This window comes from Streptomyces sp. 63XJN7_1_ISO-PGPR-S23-121 (assembly GCF_056173025.1).
On the sequence record NZ_CM149653.1, the window covers coordinates 6,404,950 to 6,429,752 of the forward strand.

The 24,803-nt window shown below is 75.6% G+C and carries 17 protein-coding genes, 3 tRNA genes and 1 pseudogene; 14 read left to right on the top strand and 7 right to left on the bottom strand.

Going from position 1 to position 24,803, the window contains the following annotated elements; genetic code table 11:
• The first annotated feature begins 46 nt into the window (after positions 1–46).
• The gene (locus tag AC0VYN_RS28730) at positions 47–2,779 is read left to right on the top strand and encodes a beta-galactosidase (protein ID WP_475533298.1); all 2,733 of its coding nucleotides are present in this window, start codon (positions 47–49) and stop codon (positions 2,777–2,779) included.
• Positions 2,780–2,781: 2 nt separating this feature from the next.
• Here the strand turns inward: AC0VYN_RS28730 and arfA are convergent, their stop codons facing one another.
• On the bottom strand, positions 2,782–4,287 hold the full coding sequence (arfA, locus tag AC0VYN_RS28735) for an arabinosylfuranosidase ArfA (protein WP_475533299.1): 1,506 nt from the start codon (positions 4,285–4,287) through the stop codon (positions 2,782–2,784).
• A 495-nt stretch (positions 4,288–4,782) separates the two neighbouring features.
• Between arfA and AC0VYN_RS28740 the strand changes: the two genes are divergently transcribed.
• The 4 genes from AC0VYN_RS28740 to AC0VYN_RS28755 all read left to right on the top strand — a co-directional run bounded on the left by AC0VYN_RS28740 (position 4,783) and on the right by AC0VYN_RS28755 (position 9,211).
• The gene (locus tag AC0VYN_RS28740) at positions 4,783–5,307 is read left to right on the top strand and encodes a toxin (protein ID WP_385466598.1); all 525 of its coding nucleotides are present in this window, start codon (positions 4,783–4,785) and stop codon (positions 5,305–5,307) included.
• Complete coding sequence (locus tag AC0VYN_RS28745) at positions 5,304–6,503, top strand: MAB_1171c family putative transporter (RefSeq protein WP_475533300.1); 1,200 nt, start codon at positions 5,304–5,306, stop codon at positions 6,501–6,503. Before AC0VYN_RS28740 ends, AC0VYN_RS28745 begins: the two co-directional genes overlap by 4 nt.
• A gap of 61 nt (positions 6,504–6,564) precedes the next feature.
• Positions 6,565–7,752: an MAB_1171c family putative transporter gene (locus tag AC0VYN_RS28750; RefSeq protein ID WP_475533301.1), complete on the top strand. Its 1,188-nt coding sequence runs from the start codon at positions 6,565–6,567 to the stop codon at positions 7,750–7,752.
• Positions 7,753–7,807: 55 nt separating this feature from the next.
• On the top strand, positions 7,808–9,211 hold the full coding sequence (locus tag AC0VYN_RS28755; protein WP_475533302.1) for an NAD(P)/FAD-dependent oxidoreductase: 1,404 nt from the start codon (positions 7,808–7,810) through the stop codon (positions 9,209–9,211).
• Between the two features lie 20 nt (positions 9,212–9,231).
• Here AC0VYN_RS28755 and AC0VYN_RS28760 read toward each other — a convergent pair whose 3' ends face one another.
• Positions 9,232–10,080 carry an SMP-30/gluconolactonase/LRE family protein gene (locus AC0VYN_RS28760; protein ID WP_475533303.1) on the bottom strand — a complete coding sequence of 283 codons (849 nt, stop codon included), beginning with the start codon at positions 10,078–10,080 and terminating at the stop codon, positions 9,232–9,234.
• On the bottom strand, positions 10,077–10,850 hold the full coding sequence (locus AC0VYN_RS28765; protein WP_475533304.1) for an IclR family transcriptional regulator: 774 nt from the start codon (positions 10,848–10,850) through the stop codon (positions 10,077–10,079). The genes AC0VYN_RS28760 and AC0VYN_RS28765 overlap by 4 nt, the downstream gene beginning before the upstream one ends.
• Before the next feature lie 162 nt (positions 10,851–11,012).
• Here AC0VYN_RS28765 and AC0VYN_RS28770 point away from each other — a divergent pair, with 162 nt between their 5' ends.
• The 3 genes and pseudogenes from AC0VYN_RS28770 (at position 11,013) to AC0VYN_RS28780 (ending at position 14,519) form a co-directional block, all read left to right on the top strand.
• On the top strand, positions 11,013–11,609 hold the full coding sequence (locus tag AC0VYN_RS28770) for a hypothetical protein (protein WP_475533305.1): 597 nt from the start codon (positions 11,013–11,015) through the stop codon (positions 11,607–11,609).
• 91 nt (positions 11,610–11,700) lie between these two features.
• Positions 11,701–13,146, top strand: coding sequence for an acyl-CoA synthetase (locus tag AC0VYN_RS28775; protein ID WP_475533306.1), 1,446 nt, complete (start codon positions 11,701–11,703; stop codon positions 13,144–13,146).
• Positions 13,139–14,519: pseudogene (locus AC0VYN_RS28780) on the top strand (carboxyl transferase domain-containing protein). The gene AC0VYN_RS28775 and the pseudogene AC0VYN_RS28780 overlap by 8 nt, the downstream one beginning before the upstream one ends.
• 252 nt (positions 14,520–14,771) lie before the next feature.
• Here the strand turns inward: AC0VYN_RS28780 and AC0VYN_RS28785 are convergent.
• Entirely contained in the window at positions 14,772–18,383 is a 3,612-nt protein-coding gene (locus AC0VYN_RS28785) for a S8 family serine peptidase (protein ID WP_475533307.1), read from the bottom strand.
• A 322-nt stretch (positions 18,384–18,705) separates the two neighbouring features.
• On the opposite strand from AC0VYN_RS28785, the gene AC0VYN_RS28790 reads away from it, so the two are divergent.
• The 4 genes from AC0VYN_RS28790 to AC0VYN_RS28805 all read left to right on the top strand — a co-directional run bounded on the left by AC0VYN_RS28790 (position 18,706) and on the right by AC0VYN_RS28805 (position 22,310).
• A complete protein-coding gene (locus AC0VYN_RS28790; protein ID WP_475533308.1) occupies positions 18,706–19,743 on the top strand; it encodes a rod shape-determining protein in 1,038 nt (345 codons plus the stop codon).
• A 21-nt stretch (positions 19,744–19,764) separates the two neighbouring features.
• Positions 19,765–21,240 carry a GAF domain-containing sensor histidine kinase gene (locus AC0VYN_RS28795; protein ID WP_475533309.1) on the top strand — a complete coding sequence of 492 codons (1,476 nt, stop codon included), beginning with the start codon at positions 19,765–19,767 and terminating at the stop codon, positions 21,238–21,240.
• A gap of 167 nt (positions 21,241–21,407) precedes the next feature.
• Complete coding sequence (locus AC0VYN_RS28800) at positions 21,408–22,085, top strand: ANTAR domain-containing protein (protein ID WP_475533310.1); 678 nt, start codon at positions 21,408–21,410, stop codon at positions 22,083–22,085.
• Positions 22,086–22,166: 81 nt separating this feature from the next.
• Positions 22,167–22,310 (top strand): hypothetical protein, encoded by a 144-nt coding sequence (locus tag AC0VYN_RS28805; RefSeq protein ID WP_385463390.1) that lies wholly within the window; start codon positions 22,167–22,169, stop codon positions 22,308–22,310.
• Positions 22,311–22,345: 35 nt separating this feature from the next.
• Here the strand turns inward: AC0VYN_RS28805 and AC0VYN_RS28810 are convergent.
• From AC0VYN_RS28810 to AC0VYN_RS28820, 3 genes are all read right to left on the bottom strand, one after another.
• Positions 22,346–22,419, bottom strand: a tRNA-Ile gene (locus AC0VYN_RS28810).
• Between the two features lie 208 nt (positions 22,420–22,627).
• Positions 22,628–22,700, bottom strand: a tRNA-Asn gene (locus tag AC0VYN_RS28815).
• Between the two features lie 5 nt (positions 22,701–22,705).
• Positions 22,706–22,778 (bottom strand) — tRNA-Asn (locus AC0VYN_RS28820).
• 147 nt (positions 22,779–22,925) lie between these two features.
• Here AC0VYN_RS28820 and AC0VYN_RS28825 point away from each other — a divergent pair.
• Both AC0VYN_RS28825 and AC0VYN_RS28830 read left to right on the top strand, forming a co-directional pair.
• The gene (locus AC0VYN_RS28825) at positions 22,926–23,231 is read left to right on the top strand and encodes a YtxH domain-containing protein (RefSeq protein ID WP_451685901.1); all 306 of its coding nucleotides are present in this window, start codon (positions 22,926–22,928) and stop codon (positions 23,229–23,231) included.
• A 59-nt stretch (positions 23,232–23,290) separates the two neighbouring features.
• A complete protein-coding gene (locus AC0VYN_RS28830) occupies positions 23,291–24,742 on the top strand; it encodes a xylulokinase (RefSeq protein WP_475533311.1) in 1,452 nt (483 codons plus the stop codon).
• Positions 24,743–24,803: the final 61 nt, after the last annotated feature.

The following is a 24,803-nucleotide window of genomic DNA, read 5'->3' on the forward strand; positions in this document are numbered from 1 at the left end:
GGCCGACGCACCGGCACCGGCGGTACAGGCAACAGGAGAGGCTCCCGTGGAGCTCAGCAGACGAGTTTTCAGCGCCCTCGCGGGCACCACCGTCCTCGGTCTCGCCCTCGGCGGCAGCGTGAGCGGCGGGGCGGTGCCGGCCTCCGGCGCGCCCGGGCCCGTGCCCACCGGCCCGGCGCCCGCGCCGCCGGGCGCCGACGGGGTGCGCCACCGGATCGCCTTCGACCGGCACTCCCTGCTGGTCGACGGCAGGCGCCTGGTGCTGTGGGCCGGCGAGTTGCAGCCGTTCCGGCTGCCGAGTCCGTCCCTGTGGCGGGACGTGCTCCAGAAGATGCGGGCGCACGGCTTCAACGCGGTCGGTGTGCCCCTCGCGTGGAACCAGCACTCCCCCGCCCCGGGCCACTACGACTTCACCGGCGTCCGCGACCTGGACCTGTTCCTGCGCACAGCCGCCGAGACCGGCCTGTACGTCGTCCTGCGGCCGGGCCCGCACATCGGCGCGGACGTCGACGCCGGCGGTCTGCCGGGCTGGCTGACGGCAGCCGGGACCGACGCCCGGACCGCGGGGCCGGCGTATCTGCGGCACGCCGACGAGTGGCTGACCCGCGTCAACGCCGTCGTGGCCCGGCACCAGTACACGCGGGGCACCGGCACGGTCCTGCTCTACCGCCTCGACGCCCCGCGGCCCGACGCGCTGGCCCGCCTCCGGGAGAAGGTCCGCGCGGACGGCATCGACGTGCCCCTCCTCCACGACGACTCCCCGCTCGCCCGGGGCGAGGCGCACCGGGGCGCGGACGCGGCCGAGGCCCGGCGGGTCCATCTCGCCCACCTCGCCGACGGCGTCACGCTGCACGACGTCGGCACGGCGTTCGGCGGCACCTCGTGGGGCTGGCTGGCCGCGCCGTCGGCGCCCACTCCCACGTACGACCCGGCGGCCGCGATCGACGAGGCGCGCAGGCCCACGGAACGGCTCGCCCCGCTCCACCAGATCGGGCATCTCCTGCGCCACGTCCCGGACTTCGCGCGGCTGGACGAGGCTCCCGCGGTCCGGGCCGGCGACGCCCGGATCCAGGTGCGGCACCTGACCAACCCGGACACCGGCGCCCAGGTGTACGTCCTGCGCAACGACTCCGCCGCGGCCGTGACGTCCACGCTGCCGCTGGGCGGGACGGACGTGCCGGTGACCGTGCCCGCGCGGGACGCCCGCATGCTCGCCGCCGGCCTCGACCTGGGCGGGGGACGCAAGCTGGCCCACGCCACCGTGCAGCCCATGCTGACCCTCGGCGTCGGGCGGCTGGACATCGCCGCCTTCGTGGGCCGGGCCGGGGAGATGGCGCACCTCGTGCTGGACTGCCCGGAGGAGCCGTGGCCCACCCGGCTGGACGAGGAGGCCGCCTGGGCGTACGACAAGGAGCAGCTGCACGTGACGGTGCCGCTCGGGGCGGACGGCCTGGCCCGGGTGCGGGTGCGCAGCGGCGGCTCCGACCGGACGCTGCTGCTGCTCTTCGCGGACGACGCCACCTCCCTGCGGCTGTGGCCGTACGAGACCCCTTCGGGCAAGGGGCTCGTGTACGGCCCGGCGCTGCTGCGCGACGCCGCCCTGGACGGGAACACGGTGCGGCTGACCGGCGACATGGTCGACGCCTACGGGCTGGAGGTGTGGGCGCCGCGCGGCATCACCGACGTCACCTGGAACGGCCGCGCGGTCGCCACGTCGGTCAGCCGTGCCCAGAGCCTGCGGTCGCGGCGGCCGCTGCCCGGCGTGACGGAGCCGGCGCTGCCCGCGCTGGACGGCTGGCGGCGCCGGGACGAGAACCCGGAGGCCGAGCCCGGTTACGACGACTCGGGCTGGACGGTCGCCGACCGCCGGACGTCGCACAGCACGACGCGCGTGCCCGAGGAGCAGCCCGTGCTCTTCGCCGACGACTACGGCTACCACTACGGCGACGTCTGGTACCGCGGCCGGCTGACCGGCGCCGCGGGCCTGGAGTCCGTCTCCCTCACCGCCGCCACGGGCGCGCGGGGGATGCTCATGGCCTGGCTGGACGGGGAGCCGCTGGGCACCCACGACGTGGCGCGGCAGGACGGAAAGGGCACGTGGAGCGACACGGCCGGCTTCCTCGTGCCGGAGCGGCTGCGCGAGCGGCTGGACGGGGGCCGGCCGCACTCCCCCCTCCTGTCCGTCCTGGTCCGGCGCACGCAGCGCGGGCAGGACGACGGCCGGGCGGCCCGGGGGCTCACGTCGGTCGTCTTCCGGGGCGCCTCGCCGGCCGTCCACTGGCGGGTGCGGGGCGCGGCGGCCCCCGACCCGGTGCGCGGGCCGCTCAACAACGGCGGGCTGTACGGGGAGCGCAAGGGCTGGCACCTGCCCGGGTACGACGACGGCGGCTGGGAGTCCGTGTCCCTGCCGCGCGCGGACCGGCGGCAGGGCGTCGCGTGGTACCGGACGGTGTTCCGGCTGGACGTCCCGCCGGACGTGGACGCCTCCGTCGGTCTCGCCTTCGACGACGACCCGGCCCGCGACTACCGCGTCCAGGTCTTCCTGAACGGCTGGAACATGGGCGAGTACGTCAACGGCGGGAAGAGCCCGCAGCGCACGCTCGTGCTGCCGAACGGCATCCTGCGCACGCGCGCCGCCGCCAACACCCTCGCGCTGGCGGTGCTGGCCGGCGGCGGCACCCCGGCGGGGCCGGGTTCGGTACGGCTCACGCTGCTGGGCAGCGCGGCCGGAGGCGTGCCGGTGGCCCCGGTCGCCTCCCCCGGCCGCCGGGAGCCCTGAGCTCAGCGCAGCCGGATCACGTTCCAGGACAGCGGCTCCAGGACGGTGGTCAGCCTGCCGTCCGCCAGGGCCGTGCCCGTGACCGGGTGCGGGACGACCCGGTCGGGCTCGGCGAGCGTGTTGCGGGCGTCGGGGTCGGCGTCCGCGAGGACGCTGTGCTCCACGACCCCGGTGACGCCGAGGCCGCCGAGCGCGACCTCGAGCGGCAGCGGCTCGGTGCGGGAGCGGTTGACGGCGAAGACGGTCACCGTGCCGTCCTCGGCGCGGACGGCGGTGGCGTGCAGCAGGTCGGTCTCCCCGTACTTCCTCGTCTCGTACGCCGGTGAGTCCACCCGGACGTCGAGGACCTCGCCGCGGCCGTACCGGGAGGCCTGGGCGAAGGGGAAGAAGGTCGTCTGGCGCCAGGCGGGGCCGCCGGGTTCGGTCATGATCGGGGCGATGACGTTGACGAGCTGGGCGAGGCAGGCGACGGTGACGCGGTCGGCGTGCCGCAGCAGGGCGATCAGCAGCGAGCCGAGGACGACGGCATCGGTGACGCCGTAGCTGTCCTCCAGCAGCCGCGGGGCCTCGGGCCAGTCCAGGGCGCTCACCTCGGACAGGGACCGGGACATGTACCAGACGTTCCACTCGTCGAAGGAGAGGTTGATCCTCTTCTTCGACTTGAGGCGGGCGCCGACGTGGTCGCAGGTGGCGACGACGTTCTCGATGAAGGACTCCATGTCCACGGCGGAGGCCAGGAAGGAGTCGACGTCGCCGTCGAGCGGCTCGTAGTAGGCGTGCAGGGAGATGTGGTCGACGAGGTCGTACGTCTCCTCGAGCACCGTCGCCTCCCACGCGGCGAAGGTCTCCATGGACTGGCCGGAGGACCCGCAGGCGACGAGTTCGACGCCGGGGTCGATCTGGCGCATGGCGCGGGCCGTCTCGGCGGCGATGCGGCCGTACTCCGCGGCGGTCTTGTGGCCGGTCTGCCAGGGGCCGTCCATCTCGTTGCCGAGGCACCAGAGCCTGATGCCGAAGGGGTCCTTGTCGCCGTGCTCGGCGCGCAGGTCCGACAGGGCGGTGCCGGAGGGGTGGTTGGCGTACTCCTGGAGTTCGAGGGCCTCGGCGACGCCCCGGGTGCCGAGGTTGACCGCCATCATCGGTTCGGCCTGGGGGCCGATCCTCCTGAGGAAGGCGATGTACTCGGACAGCCCGAAGCGGTTGGTCTCCGTCGAGCGCCAGGCCAGGTCCAGGCGGCGGGGGCGGTCCTCCACCGGGCCGACGGAGTCCTCCCACTTGTAGCCGGAGACGAAGTTCCCGCCGGGGTAGCGGATGACGGTCACCCCGAGTTCGCGGACCAGTTCGAGCACGTCCTGCCGGAGGCCGTCGGCGTCCGCGGTGGGGTGGCCCGGCTCGTGGATGCCGGTGTAGACGCAGCGGCCGAGGTGCTCCACGAACGAGCCGAAGAGGCGGGGGTCGACCGTGCCGACGGTGAAGGCGGGGTCGAGGGTGAAGCGGGCTGTTCGCATGAGTTCCTTCCGGAGCGGGGTTCGGTCACTGGCCGGCGAGGCCGGTGTTCGCGCGACCGCCGGACCACCCGCCGCGGCCGGGAAGCGCCCGCGGCGCGGACCGGGCCGTCCCGTGCCTCGCCTCGCCTCGCCTCGCCTCGCCTCGCCTCATTGTTCGAGATTTCGGATCATGCTCGTCACTTCGAACGGAACGTAAGGTGGGAGCGCGCCCACGTCAATAAGCCGAGCGGGACTTTCCGTTCGGGCGGCGGAGGTCGTTTCTTATGGAACGACGGTCTCCGGATCGCGGGACGCGGGCGGACCCCGGCGCGTAACCTCGGCAGGGCCGCGGACCGGTCCGCCGGACCCCGGGCCGGGCAGCCGCGGCACCCGCCCGCCGGGCACCGGGACCACCCGGTCGCGGAGGTGGCCGGGCGGACCGGAGTCTTGGCATATTGCAGGGGGGCGGGATCGCGCGGCACCCCCGCGAGCGGAACGGAACCCGGGAGGAGAACGGTGCGCACGAGCAGGCAGATGCGTCGCCTCGCCGACGCGCTCATCGACCCCATCCGGGTACCCGTCCCCGCGGACCCGGAAGCCCTGTTCGACGCGCTCGTCGCGTCCGTCGCCCAGTGGCGGGGCCGCGAGATCGTGGTCCGCCGGGAGACCTTCCCGCCCCACACCGCCAGCGGGCTCTGGCTGGAGGCCGGTACGCACGACGTCGTGGTGGTCGACCGGCGGGCCGCCGTGTGGCACCAGATCGTGATCCTCTGCCACGAGGTGTGGCACATGAGCCGGCACACGCCGCACGCGGACCCGTCCCCGGCCGGGGACGCCCCGCCCCGGCCCGTCGCCGCGCGCACCGACTTCAGCCTGACCGAGGAGCAGGAGGCCGACCGCTTCGGCATGCTGATGGGCCGTCGGCTGCGCGGCTGGCTGGAGGCCCCGCGGGACTCCGTGTACGCGGCGCGGGACGACGACGCCGAGGGACTGGCCGGGCGCATCGGAGCCGCGCTCAACTACCGCGGACCCCACCGGTGAACGGCCTGGCCAACTACATCAGCTGCGCCGTGCTGTGGCTCGGCCTGGCCGCCCGGACCCCCGATCTCGTGCGTCACCGCCACGATCCCTACCTGCGCTCCCTCTGCGCGGTGCTGGGGCTGGCCGGGCTCTGCTTCCTCCTCGGCGCCCCGCCCACCGTCGGCGCCGTCAACCGGCTCAGCGGCATCCCGAACCTGGCCGCGCCGCTCACGTACGCGTCGATCACCGCGTACGGCGCCGCCGCCCTGGTGCTGGTCGTCCACTGGCGGGGCGGGCCCCGGGTGCGCGTCGTCGCCCGCCGCTGGATCCTCGCCCACACGCTCGTCGTCCTCGGCATCGCGGTCACCTTCGCGCTGGGCGACGCGCCCGTGGAGCGCCGGACCGACCTGGACACCTACTACGCGACGACGCCGTACATCGGCCAGATGATCGTGCTGTACCTGGCCGGGCACCTCACCGCGGTCACGGTCACCACGGTGTCGGCGCTGCGCTGGGCCCGGCAGGTGCACGGCCCGCTGCGGGTGGGGCTGACGGTCCTGGGGGCCGGCACGCTGTGCAACGCCGGGTACAGCGTCGCCAAACTGGCGGCGGTGGCCGCGCGCTGGAGCGGGCGGGACTGGGCGGTGCTCGTCACCGGGATCTCCCCGGCGGCGGCCGCGGTGAGCGCCTTCCTGACCGTCGCCGGGATACTGATCCCGCTGGTCGTCCCGCGGGCCGCCGAGTGGCGCCGGGCCGGGCGGGCGTACGCGCGGCTGGCCCCGCTGGAGCGGGTGCTCGACGACGTCCTCACCCGGCGCTCACTGCGGCTGCCCCGGCCCCGTCTGTCCTCCCCCGCGACCCGGCTGGTGTGGCGGCAGACCAGCATCCACAACGCCCTGAGCCACCTCGCCCCGCATCTCGACGGCGCGCTGTACGACCGCACGCACGAGGCCGTGCTGCGGGCCACCGGCGACCGGGAGCGGGCGGAGGCGCACGCGTGGGCGGTGGTGGTGGCCTCGGCGGCACGCGCGAGGGAACTCTGGGACACTCCTGCGGGCAGGACGCACGGCGGCGCCCGCCCCGGCCCGGCCGGCCGGCTGCCCGAGCGGCTGCCCGGACCGGCCGCGCTGGTGTGTGTCGCCGACGCGCTGGCCACCGCCCGTCCCGCCGCCGCGGCCCGGGAACGCGGCGCCGCGGCCACGGCGGGCGGGGCATGAACCGCACGCGAGTGGACCGGGCGCGCCTGAACCGGCCGACGAGGGAGGGAAGTTGTCCGGCATGAGTCTCGTCGTGTATCTGGCGGCCGGGGCGTTCGGGCTGTCCTGCCTGGTGCTGCTGCGCCGGCCGCGCGGGCCGGTCCGCAGCCCGCTGGCCCTGTCCACCTGCGCGGCGATCGTCCTCGGCTCCCTGGTCCTCGTCTGCGCGGCCCCGCTGACCCTCGCCGCCGTCAACGACCTCACCGGCGTACCCAACTTCGGGGCGCCCCTGACGTACGGGATGCTGTCGGCCTACAGCTGCGCGCTGCTCGTGCTGCTGATCAACTGGCGGGGCGGCTCGCGCGCGCGGATCCGGCGCCGGGTGCTGCGCAGCATGGCCGCCTACGGGCTGCTGATCGTCGCGCTCGTCGCCCTGTTCGTGCTCGCCGACGCGCACACGGAACGGCTCACCGACCTCGACACGTACTACGCGAACACCCCGTACATGCGGGAGATGATCCTGCTGTACCTGCTCGGGCACAGCGCCGCGACGCTGGTGATGTGCGCCGTGTGCGTCCGGTGGCTGCGGGAGGTCGACGGGCTGCTGCGGACCGGGCTGCGGCTGATCCTGGTTGGCAGCCTGCTGGACGTGGTCGGTTTCCAGCTCGCCAAGTACACCGCGGTCGTGGCCCGTTGGCAGGGGCACGACCTGGACTTCCTGTCCACGACGCTCGCCCCGCCCATGGCCTCGCTCGGCGCCCTGACCTGCTCGGCGGGGTTCGTGCTGCCGCGGCTGCTGCCGGCGCTCGTCGCCCAGTGGCGGGGGCTGGACGACTACCGCGGGCTCGGCCCGCTGTGGTCGCTGCTGCGGTTCGTGCCGACCGCCCCGAAGCCGCCGGCCTCCTGGTGGCAGCTTCCCCGGGAACGGCTCCAGTGGCGCGAGGTGTCGATCCACGACGCGCTGCTCGCCCTGGCCCCGTACTTCGACGACCGGGTGCGGGAACGGGAACGGGACGCCGCCCTGCGCGCGGGCCGCTCCGCCCACGAGGCGCGGCTGGCCGCCGAGGCGGCGATGCTCGCCGACGCCGCGCGCCGCGCCGCCGAGCGGCAGGCGCCGCTGGACACCCCGAGCGCCTACCGGCTGCACGCCACGGAGGTCCCCGGCCCGGGCGGTCTGGTGGAGCTGGCCCGGGCCCTGGCGGCCTCTCCGGCCGGCGCCACCGTGCGCGAGGGTACGGTGAGGGCCGCCCACGGCTGGACCCACGGCTGAACCCGCCCGGGTCCGGCGGAAGTTGGCCGTGGCCCGGCCGAACCGGAGGAGACCCATGTCCCGTAGAGCTGTCGTCATCGGTGCCGGGCTCGCCGGCATGCTGGCCGCGGCGGCGTTGTCCACCGCGGTGGACGAGGTCGTCGTGCTGGAGCGCGACGAACTGCCCGACGGGCCGGAGCACCGCCGAGGCCTGCCGCAGGGGCGGCACGCCCATCTGCTGATGGCCGGGGGCCTGGCCGCCATGGAGGACCTCGTCCCCGGCGCCGGGATGCGCGAGCGCCTGCTCGCGGCCGGGGCGCACGAGATACCGCTGAGCTCGGGCATGCTGGCGCTGACGCCCGACGGCTGGCTGCGGCGCTGGCGCCACGAGGGCCCCGCCATGATCACGTGCAGCCGGGCGCTGCTGGACTGGTCGGTACGCCGGGCGGTCCTCGAACGGGCCGGGATCGACGTCCGCCGGGCCGTCGTGCGGGAACCGACGGGCGGTTCGCGGCGCGTCACGGGTGTCCGCGTCGCGGCGGCGGACGGCACCGGGGACGAGGTCCTCGACGCCGGCCTCGTCGTCGACGCGAGCGGTCGCGGCTCGCGGCTGCTCACCTGGCTGGACGGCCTCGGCGTGCCCGGCGTCCGGGAGCGGACGGTGGACTCCGGCCTGGTCAACGCCACCCGCGTCTACCGTGTGCCGGAGGGCGCCGGGCGGTTCCCGCTGACGGTCGTGCAGGCCGACCCGTACGTGTCCCGGCCGGGCCGCAGCGGCATGGTCCTGCCCGTCGAGGGCGACCGCTGGATGGTCAGCCTCGCCGGGACGCGGGGCGGCGAGCCCCCGGCGGACCCGGAGGGCTTCCTGCGGTACGCGCTGGAGCTGCCCGACCCGATCGTGGGCCGGCTGGTCTCGGGCGCCGAACCGCTCACCGGGGTGCACGTCAGCCGCAGCACCAGCAACGTGCGGCGCTACGTGGAGAAGGCCCGGCACTGGCCCGAGGGCCTCGTCGTCCTCGGCGACGCGCTGGCCACCTTCAACCCGGCCTACGGGCAGGGCATGTCGGTGGCCGCGCTGGGCGCGCGCGTCCTGGCCGGGGAGGTGCGGCGGGCCGGCCCCACCGCGCCCGGACTCGCCCGCCGCGTGCAGCGCCGGGCGGCCCGGTCGGTCGACGCGGCGTGGGCCATGGCCGTCGGACAGGACGTCAGGTACCCGGACACGCGCGGCGGAAGTCCGAACGCCGCCGACCGTCTCGTCGCCGCGTACACCCGGCGCCTGACGCGGACGGCGGCCGGTTCCCCTCCGGCGGCCGCCGCCCTGTGGGACGTGACCAGCATCCTGGCGGGCCCGTCCCGTGTGCTGCGCCCGGCCGCCCTGCTGGCCGCGCTGGCCGGTCCCCCGCTGCCCCCGGCGACCGAGCCGCCGCTGACCCCGTCCGAACGGGACATCCTGCGCGCCCTGGACCGCACCGGCGCCTGATCCGCCGGGCAGGGCCCCGGTCAGCCGGCGAACGCCGGCTGCCGCAGCCCCCGGCCCGCTCCGGGCACCACCAGCACCGACCCGGCGAGCGGGTGCGGGGCGGTGAGGCCGGTACGGGCCGTGGTGACGTACAGGTCGGTCAGGCCGGCGCCGCCGAACGCGCAGGCCGTGACGAGCGGGACGGGCAGACCGACCACCCGGTCCAGGGCGCCGTCCGGCGTGTAGCGGCGCACCGCCGAACCGCCCCACAGCGCCACCCACACGCAGCCCTCGGCGTCGACGGCGAGCCCGTCCGGGAAGCCGGCGTCCTCCTCGACGGCGGCGAACGGGCGCCGGCCGGAGACCCGGCCGGTGGCGGCGTCGTGGTCGAGGACGTCGATCCGGCGGGTCGGCGAGTCGACGTAGTACATCAGCCGGCCGTCCGGGCTCCAGCCGGTGCCGTTGCTGACCGCCACGTCGTCCAGGACGGTCGTCACGGTGCCGTCGCCCGTGAGGCGGGAGAGCGTGCCGCCGCCGGGGGCCTCGTCGTAGCGCATGGTGCCGGCCCAGAGGCTGCCGTCGGGGGCGACGGCGGCGTCGTTGGCCCGGCGTCCGGGGACGGGGTCGTGGTGCAGCAGGCGGAAGGTCCCGTCGGGGTCGAGGACGCCGATGCCGTCGCGCAGGTTCAGGACGAGCCCGCCCCCGGCCCGCGGCTTGGCCGCGCCCACGTGCTGCCCGGTGGTGCGCACCGTCCTCCGTCCGGAGACGGGGTCGTAGGTGTGCACGCGGCTGCCCAGGATGTCCACCCAGATCAGCCGGCCCGCGTCCGCGTCCCAGGTCGGGCCCTCGCCGAGGGCGGCCTCGGCCCGTACCGCCACCTCGTAGGTCATGCCGGGCTCCGGTGGCCGAGGCGCTCGGACAGGTCGGCGGCGCCCTTCACGGCGAGCTCCTCCAGCTCGGCGCGGCGCTCCTCGCTCCAGCGGATCATGGGCACGGAGATCGACAGCGCGGCGACGACCCTGCCGGTGCGGTCCCGGACCGGGGCGGCCACGCAGGAGACGTCCGGGTTGGACTCGCGGTTCTCCACCGCGGTGCCGCGCTCGCGGATCCCGGCCAGGGCCGCGCGCAGCGACGCCGGGTCGGTGATGCTGTTCGGCGTCATCGCGGTCAGCTCGGCGCCGTCGGGGAAGCGGGCTGCGACCTCGGGCTCGGGCAGGGAGGCCAGCAGCATCTTGCCGACGGACGTGCAGTGGGCGGGCAGCCGGCGCCCGGCCGCCGACACCATGCGCACCGCGTGCGTGGAGTCGACCTTGGCGATGTAGATGACGTCGGTGTCCTCCAGGATCGCCACGTGCACGGTCTCGTCGCAGGTCTCGGCGACGCTCCGGGCGACCTGCTGGCCCTCGGCGGCGAGGTCGAGGTGCTCGGCGTAGCGGGCGCCGAGCTGGTACGGACGCACCCCGAGCCGGTACCGTCCGGGCTGGCCCGCGACGGGGACGATGTACTTGCGGGCGGCGAGGGTGGTGACCAGTTCGTGCACGGTGGTGCGCGGCAGCTGGAGCCTGCGCACGATGTCGGGGGCGGAGAGCGTGCCGTCCCCGTCGAGGAAGAGCTCCAGTATGTCGAGAGCCCGGGTCACGGCGGGTACGAGACGTCCCATGTCCGGCCCCCTCCCTAGGTGTCTCAGGCGCCTGCGGTCGCGATACCCGATGTTCGAGATATCAACAGGCGATCGGAATGGCGAACACAGGCTACTCATACTGCGTTTGCCCCGGCAATGGGCACGCGGGCCCGTCCTGCCCCGGTGCGCGACGATGGGCCCATGCCCTCCGCGAAGCGCCCCGCCGGCCCGTTCACGCCGCTCGACTTCCAGCTCGTGCTGCTGCGCCGCATGGCCGACCACAACCCGGGCCTGGTCGAGGACGCCCGCCGCGAACTGGGGGCCTCGATCGCGGACATGCGGGAGGCCAACCGGCGCTGGCAGGCGATGCTCCGCTCGCCGCGGGCCCGTTCTGCCGCCTCCCGCTACCGCTCGGTGCTGGGCGAGCCCGAGTCGGCGGCCCCGCGCCGCATCGGGGACCTGGAGTGCGAGGCCCGGCTGTGGCGGCTGCCCCTGTGGCCGGACCTGCGCTTCGAGGTGCTCGTGGCCGGCAGGGGCGTCGTCTGGAACGAGTGGCTGGTCCGCGCCCCCGGCGCCCAGGGACCGCCGCTGCGCACGCTGGACGACCTGACCCCGTGGTCCTGCACGGTCGACGAGGCCGCCCGCGCCTTCGCCCCGGCCCGGCCGCTCCAGGGCTCGGCGCCCACCCGGTGGGGGCTCGCCCTCACCGCCCCGGACGCGCACGGGGGGCGGCACGAGGTGGTCGCGGAGTTCACCTGGGGGCTGCTCCAGCGGACGGCGGCCGTGCCGCGGGGGTGACGTGACCGGCGTCAACCTCCCGCCGCGTCGGATCGCGGTGGGGCCGGGGTAGGAACCGGGTGTCCGTTCCCCGAGCCCCCAGGAGCAACGCGTGTCCTCCCTCTTCCCCGCCCTCACCGGCGCCCCGGACGGCCGCGCCGCCCTGCGCTTCGGAGAACGCTCCCTCACCTACGGGGAACTGGCCGCGGCGGCCGGGGCCGTAGGTGAGCGGGTACGGGGCGCCGGGCGGGTGGCCGTGTGGGCGACGCCGGCGCTGGAGACCGCCGTCGCCGTCGTGGGCACCCTGCTCGCCGGCGTCGCCGCCGTGCCGCTCAACCCGAAGTCGGGCGACCAGGAGCTCGGCCACATCCTGTCCGACAGCGGCCCGGCCCTGGTGCTGGCCGCGCCAGGCGACGAACTGCCCGGGCCGCTCGCGGGACTGCCGCGCGTGGACGTCGACGTGCGCGCCGCCGGCCCCGCCCCCGCGGACGACGGCGGTCCCGGGGACGCGGCGCTGATCGTCTACACCTCCGGCACCACCGGCCCGCCCAAGGGCGCCGTCATCCCCCGGCGGGCGCTCGCCGCCACCCTGGACGCGCTCGCCGACGCCTGGCAGTGGACCGGCGACGACGTGCTGGTGCACGGGCTGCCGCTGTTCCACGTGCACGGGCTGGTACTCGGGATCCTCGGACCGCTGCGGCGCGGCGGATCGGTGCGGCACCTCGGCCGGTTCGGCACCGAGGGCGTGGCGCGGGAGCTGAGCGCCGGCGCGACCATGCTGTTCGGGGTGCCGACGATGTACCACCGGGTCGCGGAGGCCCTGCCCGGCGACCCGGAGCTGGCCAAGGCGCTCGCGGGTGCCCGGCTGCTGGTGTCCGGGTCGGCCGCGCTGCCCGTGCACGACCACGAGCGCATCGCCGCCGCGACCGGCCGGCGCGTGATCGAGCGGTACGGCATGACGGAGACCCTGATGAACACGAGCGTCCGCGCGGACGGCGAGCCCCGCGCCGGGACCGTGGGCGTGCCGCTGCCAGGGGTGGAGCTGCGGCTCGTGGAGGAGGACGGCACGCCGATCACGGCGTACGACGGGGAGACCGTCGGCGAGATCCAGGTGCGCGGCCCGAACCTGTTCACGGAGTACCTGGGCAGCCCCGACGCCACCGCCGCCGCCTTCACCGGGGACGGGTTCTTCCGCACCGGCGACATGGCGGTGCGCGATCCCGACGGCTACGTCCGCATCGTCGGCCGCAAGGCCACCGACCTGATCAAGAGCGGCGGGTACAAGATCGGGGCCGGGGAGATCGAGAACGCGCTGCTGGAGCACCCGGGGGTGCGGGAGGCGGCCGTCACCGGGGAACCCGACCCGGACCTCGGCGAGCGGGTCGTGGCCTGGATCGTCCCGGCCGAGGCCCAGGCGCCGCCCACCCTGGAGGAGCTGGCCGCGCACGTCGCCGGCCGGCTCGCCCCGCACAAGCGGCCCCGCGTCCTGCGGTGCCTGGACGCCCTGCCCCGCAACGACATGGGGAAGATCATGAAGCGGGCGCTGGCCCATGACTGACCGGCTCCCGGCCCGCGCGTTCCTCGCCCTCCTCACCGACGACTTCGCCGAGCTTCCCCCGCCCGGGCGGCGACCCGGCGGGCGGCGGCCCGGAACCCGACGGCCCGCTCGGCTGGCCCGGCTACGGCGCCCAGCGCGCCCGCGCCGCCCGGCGCACCGGCGAGACGGAGTCCGTGGTCTGCGGGACCGGGCACGTCGAGGGGGTGCGTGCCGTGCTGCTCGCCTTCGAGTTCGGGTTCCTCGGCGGCTCGCTCGGCCGGCGCACGGGCGACCGGCTGGAGGCGGCGTACGCGTACGCGCGGGAGCACCGGCTGCCGGTCGTGCCGCTGGTCGCCACCGGGGGCAGCCGGATGCAGGAGGGGATGTTCGCGCTGACCCAGCTCCAGCGGGTGGCCCGCCAGTCGGCGCTCACCCGCGAGGCGGGCCTTCCGCAGATCGCCGTGCTGCGGGACCCGGCGACCGGGGGCGGCTGGGCGACGCTGGGCGCGGGCGCCGACGTGGTCCTCGCGCTGCCCGGCGCCCAGGTGGGCTTCGCCGGTTCCCGGGTCCGGCCGCCGGACGCCGACCCGGCGGCGTACACCGCCGAGGCGCAGGTGGCGGCGGGCAGCGCGGACGCCGTCGTGCCCTCCGGGGAGCTGCGCGGGACGCTGGGGCGCTGGCTGCGGCTGCTGACGGCGCCGTCGGACGCCCCGGCGCCGGTGCCCGAGCCGCTGGGCGCGACGGGCCTGCCGGACACGGGGTGGGAGGCGGTCCGGCGGGCCCGGGCGCCCGGCCGGCCGCGCGCCGGGGCCTACCTGGACGCCTACTTCACCCACCGCGTCGCCCTGTCCGGCGACCGCTGCGGCGGCACGGACGCCGGGGGCATGCTGTGCGGCTTCGGCGAGCACGCGGGGCGGACGGTCGCGTACGCCGCCCAGACCGGGGCGGCGACCAGGCCCGCCGGTTTCCGCACCGCCGCCCGGCTGGTCCGGCTCGCGGACCGGCTCGGCATCCCGGTGCTGACCCTGGTGGACACCCCGGGCGCGGCGAACGACGCGGAGGCCGAGCGCCAGGGGGCAGGGGCCGCGATCGCCGACCTGTTCGGTGCCGTGGCCGCGGCCCGGACGCCGGTGACCACGCTGGTGATCGGGGAGGGCGGTTCGGGCGGCGCGCTGGCCCTGGCCGCGCCCGGCAGCACCTGGGCCACGCCGGACAGCTACTTCTCCGTCATCGCGCCGGAGCTCGCCGCGGCCATCCTGAAGCGCGCCCCGGACGAGGTGGAGGCGACGGCCGGCCAACTTCGCCTGCGTCCGCAGGACTTGGCGGAGCTGGGCGTGCTGCGGCTTCGAACAGGGGAGCAGTTGTTCCCTGGAACAGGTGATCGTCGCTCATGAGATCGCACGGGGTTCGTGCGCCCGGAGATACTGACGGTGCGCGAGCGACGGGCTGCAGACCGTAGCCGAGCGCAGGTCCCACACCATGAACAGCGCAAGGAGCTGCACGATCATGAACCTTCTCACCGACATCCTCGCCGGCCTCGTCCACTTCGTCGGCTGGCTGGTCTGACGGTCGGAGAAACCAGGCGGCGCCGCCTCCCCGTCCCAGGGAGGCGGCGCCGTCCGCGTGTCACGGGCGCCCCCGGTGCGTCACCGGACGCCCACGGCCCGCACGATCTCCTGCGTGACCGAGCCGCCGCGGTCGTCACGCGCCGAGGCCCGCAGCGAGACGTGCTCGGCACCGCGCGGCACGTCCAGCGTCCCGTGCCAGGACGCGCCCTTGCCGGTCAGCCGGACCGGCTTCCAGGACTCGCCGTCGTCGTAGGACACCTGGAGCGTCCCGCCGCCGATCGTCCCGGTGTCCGGGGCACCCGCCACGTACTCGGCGCCGAGCCCGACCGACAGCTTCCGCCCGCCGCGCACCTCGCCCGCGAGGTCGGTGTCCACGTCGAAGGACAGGTTGATCAGGGGCAGGAAGGTCCACCGGTCCTCGGGGGTCGCGGCCGACCGGAAGGTCCACTCGGCTCGGCCCCTCGTCCCGAGCGTCCAGCGGTCCGCGTCCAGCGCGGTGTCCGTGACCAGCTTGTACGTGTGCTCGTCGGCGGGCGCGGCATCCACGTAGGCGGCGGACGACGGCCCCTCGTCGACCAGCTCCCCGTCCAGGTACACCGCCGTGGTCTGGGTCATCCCGCTGCCCTCGCTCCACACGTCGCCGAAGCCGGTGTGGTCGGGACCGGAATCCCCCCAGCCGGGGGCGTTGAACTGGAGCCGGTCGCCGGCGCGCTGCTGGCCCCAGCCCAGCCCGGTGCCGAGCCACGGGTGCCAGACGGGCTTGAACCAGTCGAGCACCGGGCGCGTCCCGCCCTCGTACCGCACCAGCCCGCCGCGCTGCTCCAGCGCGCCGTCGGCGGCGTCCACGGACTCGTGCCACAGCTGACCGGGCCCGGTCGAGACGTACTCGGTGCGTTCGGCCGGGTAGTCGATGCGCTCCTTGAAGCCGATACCGATCGGGAAGGTGCCGGTGATGGAGTACCGGAACCCACCCCCGGCCACCGGCTCGGCGGCGTGGTACTTCGTGTGCACGGCGGCCAGGTCACGGGTGCCGGGCTCGTACGTCAGGTCCCGGTCGGGCACCCCGCCGGGGTGTCCCTCGGACAGGTCGTACACGAAGGGCGTGTCGCGCGTGCCGGTCATGTCGACGCGGCCCGCCGCGCGCAGCCGGGCGGCGTCGGCGGCGTTCACCGTGGCGATCGTGAGCGGCCGGTCGGCGTTGTCGTCCGTGCCCCACCACGCCATCAGCCGGCCGGGCGCGTCGTCGGTGACGAACAGCGCCTTGGCGCCCGCGTCCTGGGCGGCCTGGGCGAGGGCGGCCGGTTCGGTGCCCCCGGTGAGCCGGGCGAGGACCGCCTTGCCCTTCGCCCCGGTGACCGGGCCGGCGCCGACGTCGACGAGCGGCAGCCTGGTCCGGCCCTCGGCGAGCGTGCCGCCCGGCTGCACGACGGCCTCGGTGATCCCCTTGGCCTCCAGCATCGGCCTGCCGAGCCGCCACACGGTCCGGTACTCGAAGCCGCCCTGGGCGACCTTCCCGGTGGGCGCCGCGAAGACGCTGTCGTACGTCAGGGGCACCTGCACCGCGCCGAACAGGTCGGAGCCGTTCGCACTGCGGTCGTACTCCATGAGGAGCTGCCGGGTCTCGGTGCGCCGGCCGACGTCCGCGCGGACCTCGCGCAGCTTCCGGCCGTCGAGGGTGATCTCCCGGTCCCGGTCGAGGACGACCTCGGGGGCCGCGAGGAAGCCGAGGCCGAGCGAGTCGGCGCCGTGGCTGCCGCGCACGTCGAGGAAGGAGGTCAGGCTGTACGTCCCCGGGGCGAGCCGCAGCCGGAGGGTGCCGGAGTCGCCGACGTGGGCGGGCACGGTGTCGACGCCCTCGGCCAGCCGCTGGACGGCGAGATCGGCGGCGGTCGCCGCGCCCGCGCGGTCCTTGACGTGGACGGTGAGCGTGTACCGCTCCTCCTCCTTGACCAGCCCGAACGCGGTGTGCGCGACGGGCGTGCCGCCGGTGGAGGCCACGATCTGCCCGCCGGTGTTCCCGACCGGCGCCTTCGCGCCGTCCCCGGTCACCGTGGTGGACGCCGTGCCGTGCGCGGGCACGGTGAGCGTGGTGTCGGCGAGGGCGGCGACGCCGTCGGGCGCCCCCTGCACGGACAGGTCCAGCGCGACGGGGGCGTCGGAGGAGTTGGTGTAGGTGACGGTGCGGGTGACCGGCTCGTTGCCGTCGTAGGGCCAGGAGTGGAAGCCGAGGTCGGCGCTGCCCGTCGCGGTGATCCGCGCGCCGACGGCGTCGGGCACGCTGACCCGGCCCGCGCCGAGCTGGTAGGCGGAGGCGTCGAGCCGCTTCGACGTGGACATCAGCGCGTCCTTGAGCTGCGCGCCGGTCCAGTCGGGGTGTTCCTCGGCGAGCAGGGCGGCCACTCCGGCGACGTGCGGCGTCGCCATCGACGTGCCGTCCATGGAGGTGTAGTCGCCGGTGCCCTCGCTGAGCCGGGACCGGGCGGCGAGGATGCCGACGCCGGGGGCGGACAGGTCGGGCTTGAGCGCGTTGTCCCCGTAGCGGGGGCCGGCGCTGGTGAACCAGGCCGCCCGGTCGGCGGAGTCGACGGCGCCGACGGTCAGCGCCGCGTCGGCGGCACCCGGCGAGCCTATGGAGGAGGGCGCCCCGGTGTTGCCGGCGGCGATCACGAACAGCGCGCCGGTCTCGCGGGAGAGGGTGTCGACGGCCTGCGCCATGGGGTCGGTGCCGTCGCTCGCCTCGGTCGACCCGAGGCTCATCGAGACGATGTCGGCGCCGACGTCCCGGGCGGCCCACTCCATTCCGGCGATGATCTCGGACTCGCTGCCCGAGCCCTGGTCGTTCAGGACCTTGCCGACGGCGAGCGTGGCGCCGGGCGCGACGCCCTTCTCCTTGCCGCCGGAGGCGGCACCGCTGCCGCCGACGGTGGAGGTGACGTGCGTGCCGTGGCCGTGCCGGTCGGCGACCTCCTCCCCCGCGATGAAGCTGCGGCTCCGCGCGATCCGCCCGGCGAGGTCGGGGTGGCCGGCGTCCACGCCGCTGTCCAGCACGGCGACGGTGACGCCCTTGCCGGTCAGCCCGGCCTGCCAGGCCTCGGGGGTGCCGATCTGGGCGTTGCTCTCGGCCATGGCCGCGGTGACCCGGCCGTCGAGCCACACGCCGTCGATGCCGTCCTGCCCGGTGAACGCCCGCCAGAAGGTGCGCCCCTTGTCCGCGTCGACGGCGGCGCCGCGCACGCTGGGCAGCGCCCGCGTCCGCTCGGCGCCGCGCGGGGTGAGGGTCCGCGCGTCCTTCCCGTACGTCACGATCAGCGGCAGCTCGCCGCTCTCGCCGTCGGCGAGGCCCTGGCGCAGCAGCTCGTCGACGTCGAAGAGCCGTTCGTCGAGCCGCCCGGCGCGCAGATAGGGCAGGGCCTCGTCCGGTACGACGCTGATCGCGCCGTTCGCGTTCTGGGTGCGCACGGCGCCGGTGGCGCCCGCCGGCCGTTCGACGGTGACGGTCCGCCGGCCGCCGCCGAGGTCGGTGACGGTCACCCGGTCGCCGGTGACGAGGGTGACGGTACGGGTGGCCGCCTGGATCCGGGGGCCCTGGGGAGCCTCGCGCGCCGTCGCGGCCGGTGCGGCCGGCAACAGTGCCAGCGCAAGCCCGGCCGACAGGAGGGTCGCCACGCGTCTGACTGGTCCTCTGCTCATCCTCGCCTCTCTTCTTGGAGTGCTGCGAAGAGTCTCAGGGGGCATGTGGTGCAAGGGAGTTGTCAGGACGTGGCGGGTTGGCGCCCCGGCAGGTTCCCGCCACGCGACGACGGCACGGCGCGGCGGCACGCGGCGTCCCCGCGCCCCGCCGCCGTACGCCGGAGCCGCGCACCGCCGGCGGGGTGCGCTCCGCCGCCCCCCATTCGGCGGCCCCCCGCCCGGCCCCCTCCGGGCGGCGCCCGCCGCCGCCCGCGCGCACGATGCCTAGAAGACCGGCCACCCCGCCGGACCCGTACGGTCCGCGCTCTCGGGAGGAACTGCCATGACCGCCACTCTGGAGCAGCTGCGCCGCTGCCACTTCGGCGTCGACCTCGGCGCGTCGAGGACCCGGGTCTATGTGAAGGGCACCGGGCTGGTCGTCGACCAGCCGTCCGCCGCCGCGGTCAACACGCGCACCGGCGCGCTCATCGCGGTGGGCGAGCTCGCGGAGAAGATGACCGGCCGCACCCCCGGCTACATCCGGGTCGTACGGCCGGTCTCCGGCGGCACGGTCGTCGACATCGAGATGGCCCAGCGCATGCTGCGCCACCTGCTCGGCGACAGGATCCGCCGGACGCTGCGCCGCAAGCCCCGGCTGCGCGCCGCCGTCTGCACGCCGCACGACGCCGATCCGCTGGCCCAGCGGGCGGCGATCGAGACGCTGGTCGGGCTCGGCGCCCGGCGGGTGGAGCTCGTCGACACCCTGATCGCCGCGGCGGTCGGCTGCGGGCTGCCCGTGGAACAGCCCGAGGCGACGATGATCATGGTGTGCGGGGCGCACTCCACGCAGGTCGCGGTGCTCTCCCTCGGCTCGACCGTCACCGCCGAGCGCATCCCGGTCGGCGGCGAGGCCGTGGACCACGCGATCGTGCAGCTCCTGCGCCACCAGCACGAACTGGTCCTGCCCAGCCAGTCGGTGCGGCCGCTCCAGCTCGCCCTGGCCGGGAACGGGCTCACCCCGCAGGGTCCTACGTCCACCGAGATCCACGGGCGGGACGTGGCGACCGGACTGGCCCGCAGTGTGAAGGTCGACACCGCCGCGGTGCGCAACGCGATCCAGACGCCGCTGACCGCCGTGCTCGACGGCATCGGCAAGGTGCTGCGCGACTGCCCGCCGGACCTGGTCGCGGACCTCGCCGACCGCGGGATCATGATGGTCGGCGGCAGTGCGCTGCTGCCCGGCTTCGACCAGATGCTGCGTGAGGCGACCGGCATGCCGGTGCACATCGCGGAGCGGCCCGACGTGTGCGCCGTCCAGGGGCTCGGCACGATGCTGGAGGGCCGGGTCGAACCGCTGGTGCTGGACCCGCTGGCCGACTGACCCGGCCGGGAGTCCGACGGCATGACCCCGCGGCCCGCGTCACGGCTGAACCGCCTCCTCGACGCCGTCCTCTGCGTCGGCACCGACCTCGACCTGCGCGGCACCCTGCGGAACGTCGTGGACGGCGCCGCCGAACTGACCGGAGCGGCCCGCGCGACCCTGACCCCCGCCGACCCGGACGCGACCGGCCTCCCCGAGATCCGCACCGGCCCCGGGGACGGCGCCGCGGGGACCGGGGACCGGCTCCGGGTGCCGATCCACGTGCGGGACGAGGAGTTCGGCGAGCTGCGGCTGGCCGGGCCGCCCGGCGGCGGTCCGTTCACGGCCGACGACGAGCAGTTGCTGCGGGTCCTCGCCGCGCAGGCCGGCATCGCCATCGGCAACGCCCGGCTGTACGAGACGGCGCGGCAGCGCGAACGCTGGATCGAGGGCGCCGCGGCCGTCACCACCGCGCTGCTCACCGGCGAGAGCGCGGAGGACGCCCTGACGACGGTCGCGGAACGGGCCCGGCTGCTCGCCGGCGCCTCGGCGGGGGTCATCCTCCAGCCGACCGCCGAGGGCGGCATGGAGATCGTGACCGCCTCGGCGCCCGACGACCCGGACGGCATCGTCGGCGCGGTCATCGCCCCGGGCAGCCCCGTCCTGGAGCAGCTCCTCGGCGGCGAGCCGGTGTTCGTCGCGGACTCGGCGACCGACCCGCGCATGACCACGCGCGTGCGGCACCGGTTCGGGCCCAGCATGATGCTGCCGTTGCAGGCGAACGGCCGGCTGATCGGCACGCTGGCGCTGCCCCGCCGCCGCGGCGGCCGCCCCTACACGGACGTCGAACGGCTGCTCGCCACCCAGTTCGCGTCCCAGGCCGCCCTGGCCCTGGTCCTCGCCGACGCCCGGCGCGGCCGGGAGCGCCTCGCGGTCTACGAGGACCGCGACCGCATCGCCCGCGACCTGCACGACCTGGTGGTGCAGCGGCTGTTCGCCACCGGCATGATGCTGGAGTCCACCCTGCGCCGCCCCGGGGCGGACGAGGTCGGCGACCTGCTCGGCCGGGCGGTGGACGAACTGCGGTCCACGGTCCAGGAGGTCCGCACGGCGATCCTCGCGCTCCAGCAGCCCCCGGCCGGACCGCCGGCCGGCCTGCGCGGCCGGGTGCTGCGCGAGACCGCGTCCGCGGCCGCCCGGCTCGGCTTCCCGCCCTCCACCCACTTCAGGGGCCCCGTCGACAGCCGCGTGCCGGACGGGGTCGCCGACGGCCTCCTCGACGCCCTGCGCCGCGCCCTGGCCGCCGCGTCGCGCGGGCACGGCGTCTTGCGCGTCGAGGTCTCCGTCGACGCGACCGCGTCGCTGCCGGACGGCCGCGACGCCGTGCGGCTGACGGTCACGCACGACGGCACGCCCGAGGGGACGTACGGCGCCCCGGTGTCCGGCGGGGACCCCGGCGGCACGGCCCCCGCGGGCGGCACCCCGGTGACGACGGCCACCTGGCAGTCGCCCCTCTGAGCGGGCGGCCCGGCCGGGACCCGCACAGCCTTTACCCGTCCGTGGGCCGGTCATTCCCCGCAACGGGGTGTACCGCCCGCGGACGGGGGGCAGGCGCTCCGGCAGACGGCGGCCGGGTGACGTCGCGGTCGTCGTCGGGCAACAACGAGGACGCACAAGGCGGTGACATGACCTCAGGGGCACCACCACGTCCGGCGGGGAGGCCGGCCGCCCTGGTGATCGACGGCCGAGCGGAGGAGGGCCGAGCGCTGCTCGTCGCGCACGGAGAGCTGGTCCACGGGTGTGCGGACGTCCTGGCCGAGGCCCTGGCCGCACTGCCCGCGGGCATCGACCGGGTCGACCTGGACATGAGCGGCGTGGTCTTCATGGACACGGCCGGACTGCAGTTCCTGGAGCTGCTGCGCGGCTACGGCGACCGGTGGGCGGTGCCGGTGACGGCACGGAACTGGACCGGCCAGCCGCGCAGGATCCTCGAACTGCTCGGCCTGGACACCACCGCTCCCCTGCGCGGCACGCCCCGCCCCTCCACCGCGGAGCCGGTGGGCTCGGCGGTGGCGGCGGAGCGGTCGGAGCGGCTGCACCGGCTCCAGGAGGAGGTGGAGCAGCTCCGCCAGGCCATCGCCTCCCGTCCGGTCATCGACCAGGCGAGGGGCGTCCTGATGGCGCTGCACGCCTGTACGCCGGACGAGGCGTGGCACATCCTGCGGGAGGCCTCGCAGCTGTCCAACACCAAGCTGCGGACGGTGGCCGCGGCGGTGACCGACGGCGCCCGCGACGACGGCCCGCCGCCACCGCCCGAGGTGCGCGCGGCGCTGCGGACGGCCCTGGACCGGGCCGGCCGCTGAGACCGGTCCCGGTGGGCGTGGTACCGACACGGCGGGCGGGGGTACTCGGCGCGGGAGAGCGGCCCGGCAGGAGGTGCCACGATGAGCGAACAGACCCCGTCCCAGGCCGAGGGCGAACGCGACGACGAGCGGACGGACGTCCCGAACCCGTCGCAGACGACCCCGTCCCAGGCCGAGGGCGAACGCGACGACGAGACCGAGGAAGGCGGCGAGGGAGGCCGGTGATCCGGCGTCCCCCGCGCGGGGTGGGTGGTGCTCAGTGGGGCGGGTGGGACTCGAACCCACGGCCGACGGATTATGAGTCCGCTGCTCTAACCGGCTGAGCTACCGCCCCATAACGGCGTGTCGCGTACATGTGTGCGCGCCGTCTGCCGCAGCATAGCCGCTCATACGATCTCCTGCCTCGGCTGGTCGGCTCACCACGGCGCCTTCACGACCTTGGGACACCGCAGCGTGCCGCGCGGTTCCCGTGGCTTCCCGGCAGTTGCGGGAGCAAGCGTCCGGACATGAAAAAGGACCCCGAAGGGTCCTCGTTCATCATGCTCCCCCGACTGGACTCGAACCAGTAACCTGCCGGTTAACAGCCGGCTGCTCTGCCAATTGAGCTACGGAGGACCGAGCTCCCCCGACTGGACTCGAACCAGTAACCTGCCGGTTAACAGCCGGCTGCTCTGCCAATTGAGCTACGGAGGAATGCCTCGTTGCATCGAACGCACCCACCCGGGTATTCGCCAGGGGGCGCGCGCTCGCTGCGACACATACATTAGCGCAAGCAGGGGGGTGCTTCGCCAATCGGTACTCCCCGGCACCTACGGAGCTACGCAAGGGAAGGTGGCCGCCATGCGATACCGGCTCACATTCGTCGTCGGACTCGCCCTCGGATACGTGCTCGGCACGAAGGCCGGGCGGGAGCGTTACGAGCAGTTGAGGAAGTCCGCCCGGCAGGTCGCACAGAACCCGGCCGTCCGCAACACCGCGGAGTCGGCGGCGCAGCAGGGCCGCCACATCGCGGACAAGGCCTACCACGTGATGAGCGACAAGGTCGGCGACCGGATGCCGGACTCGGTGGCCCAGCGGGTGCGTTCGCTGCGCGAGCGCAACGCGGGCGGCAGCGCCTCGGACGACTGGGGCACCAGCAACACCTGAGGCGCGTGCGCGTGACCCCACCCGGTACGGACACCTCCGCCGTGCGGCAGAATTTCCGCATGGGGATAGTCGCCGGGTTGGACAGTGCGCCCGATTTCACTCGTATCGTCGTCTGTGATGCGGACACGGGTGCCGTGCTCCGGCAGGGATACGCGCCGCATCCGGTCGAGAGCCCCGAGGGCGGCGGCCGGCCCTCCGACGTCGACCCGCAGGCCTGGCTGCTGTCCCTCGGGGAGGCCGCCGGCGGCGGGTTGCTGGAGGGCGTGCAGGCCATCGGGGTCTCGGCCCAGGCCAACTCGGTCGTGCCGCTGGACTCGCAGGGCAACACCGTGCGCCCGGCCATGGTGGGCGGCGACAAGCGCTCGCAGGTGGCGGCGGCCGACCTGATCGACGCGCTCGGCGGACGCGAGGAATGGGCGCAGGCGGTGGGCTGCGTGCCCGCAGCGCCGCAGCCGGTGACCAAGCTGCGCTGGCTGGCCAGGTCCGAGCCCGAGGCCGCCGCGCGGACCGCCGTGCTGCTCCAGGCCCACGACTGGCTGGTGTGGCAGCTCCTGGGGCGGCCGGCCCGCCGGACCACCGACCGGGGCGGCGCCTCCGGGACCGGCTACTGGTCGGCGGCGACCGGCGGGTACCGGCCCGATCTGGTCGAGCTGGCGCTCGGGCACCAGGCGATGCTGCCGGAGGTGATCGGCCCGTCCGACGCGGCCGGCACGACGCCGGAGGGCCTGCTGATCTCCGCGGGGACCGGCGAGACGATGGCCGCCGCCTTCGGGCTCGGCATCGGGCTCGGCGACGCGGTCGTCTCCCTCGGCGCCTCCGGGTCCGTCATGGCCGTGCACCCCGAGGCGCTCGTCGACCGGAGCGGCATGATCACCTCCCTGGCCGACGCCACCGGCATGCACCTGCCGGTCGTCACCACCCTGAACGCCGTACGGACCCTGCGCGGCACCGCCGAACTGCTCGGTCTGCCGGACCTGGAGAGCCTGTCCGACCTGGCGATGAAGTCGACGCCGGGCGCGCACGGGCTGGTCCTGCTGCCGTACCTGGAGGGCGAGCGGACACCGAACCTGCCGCACACCGCCGGGACGCTGGCCGGGCTGCGGCGCGAGTCGATGAAGCCCGAGCACCTGGCGCGGGCCGCGTTCGAGGGCATGCTGTGCGGCCTCGCCGACGCCCTGGACGTGCTGCGCGGCCGGGGGGTGGACGTACGGCGGGTGTTCCTGCTGGGGGCGGCGGCGGAGCTGGCGGCCGTGCAGGCGGTGGCACCGGCGCTGTTCGGGGTGCAGGTCGTCGTACCGCAGCCCGCGGACTACGCGGCGACCGGCGCGGCCCGGCAGGCGGCCTGGGCGCTGGGCGTGTCGCAGGGGACGCTGGACCCGCGCACTCCCCCGGCCTGGCAGGGCGCGGTCGCGCAGGTGCTGGAGCCGGGCGAGGAGCTGGCCGTGGGCCAGGCGGTGCGCCAGCAGTACGTGTCGGTGCGGGAGCAGACCCACCCGGGGGCGCTGCGCTAGGCGGCGGTCCGGGGGCGCCCGTGCGGCCGGAAGTACGACGCTGTCGGCTTAATCGGTTGAG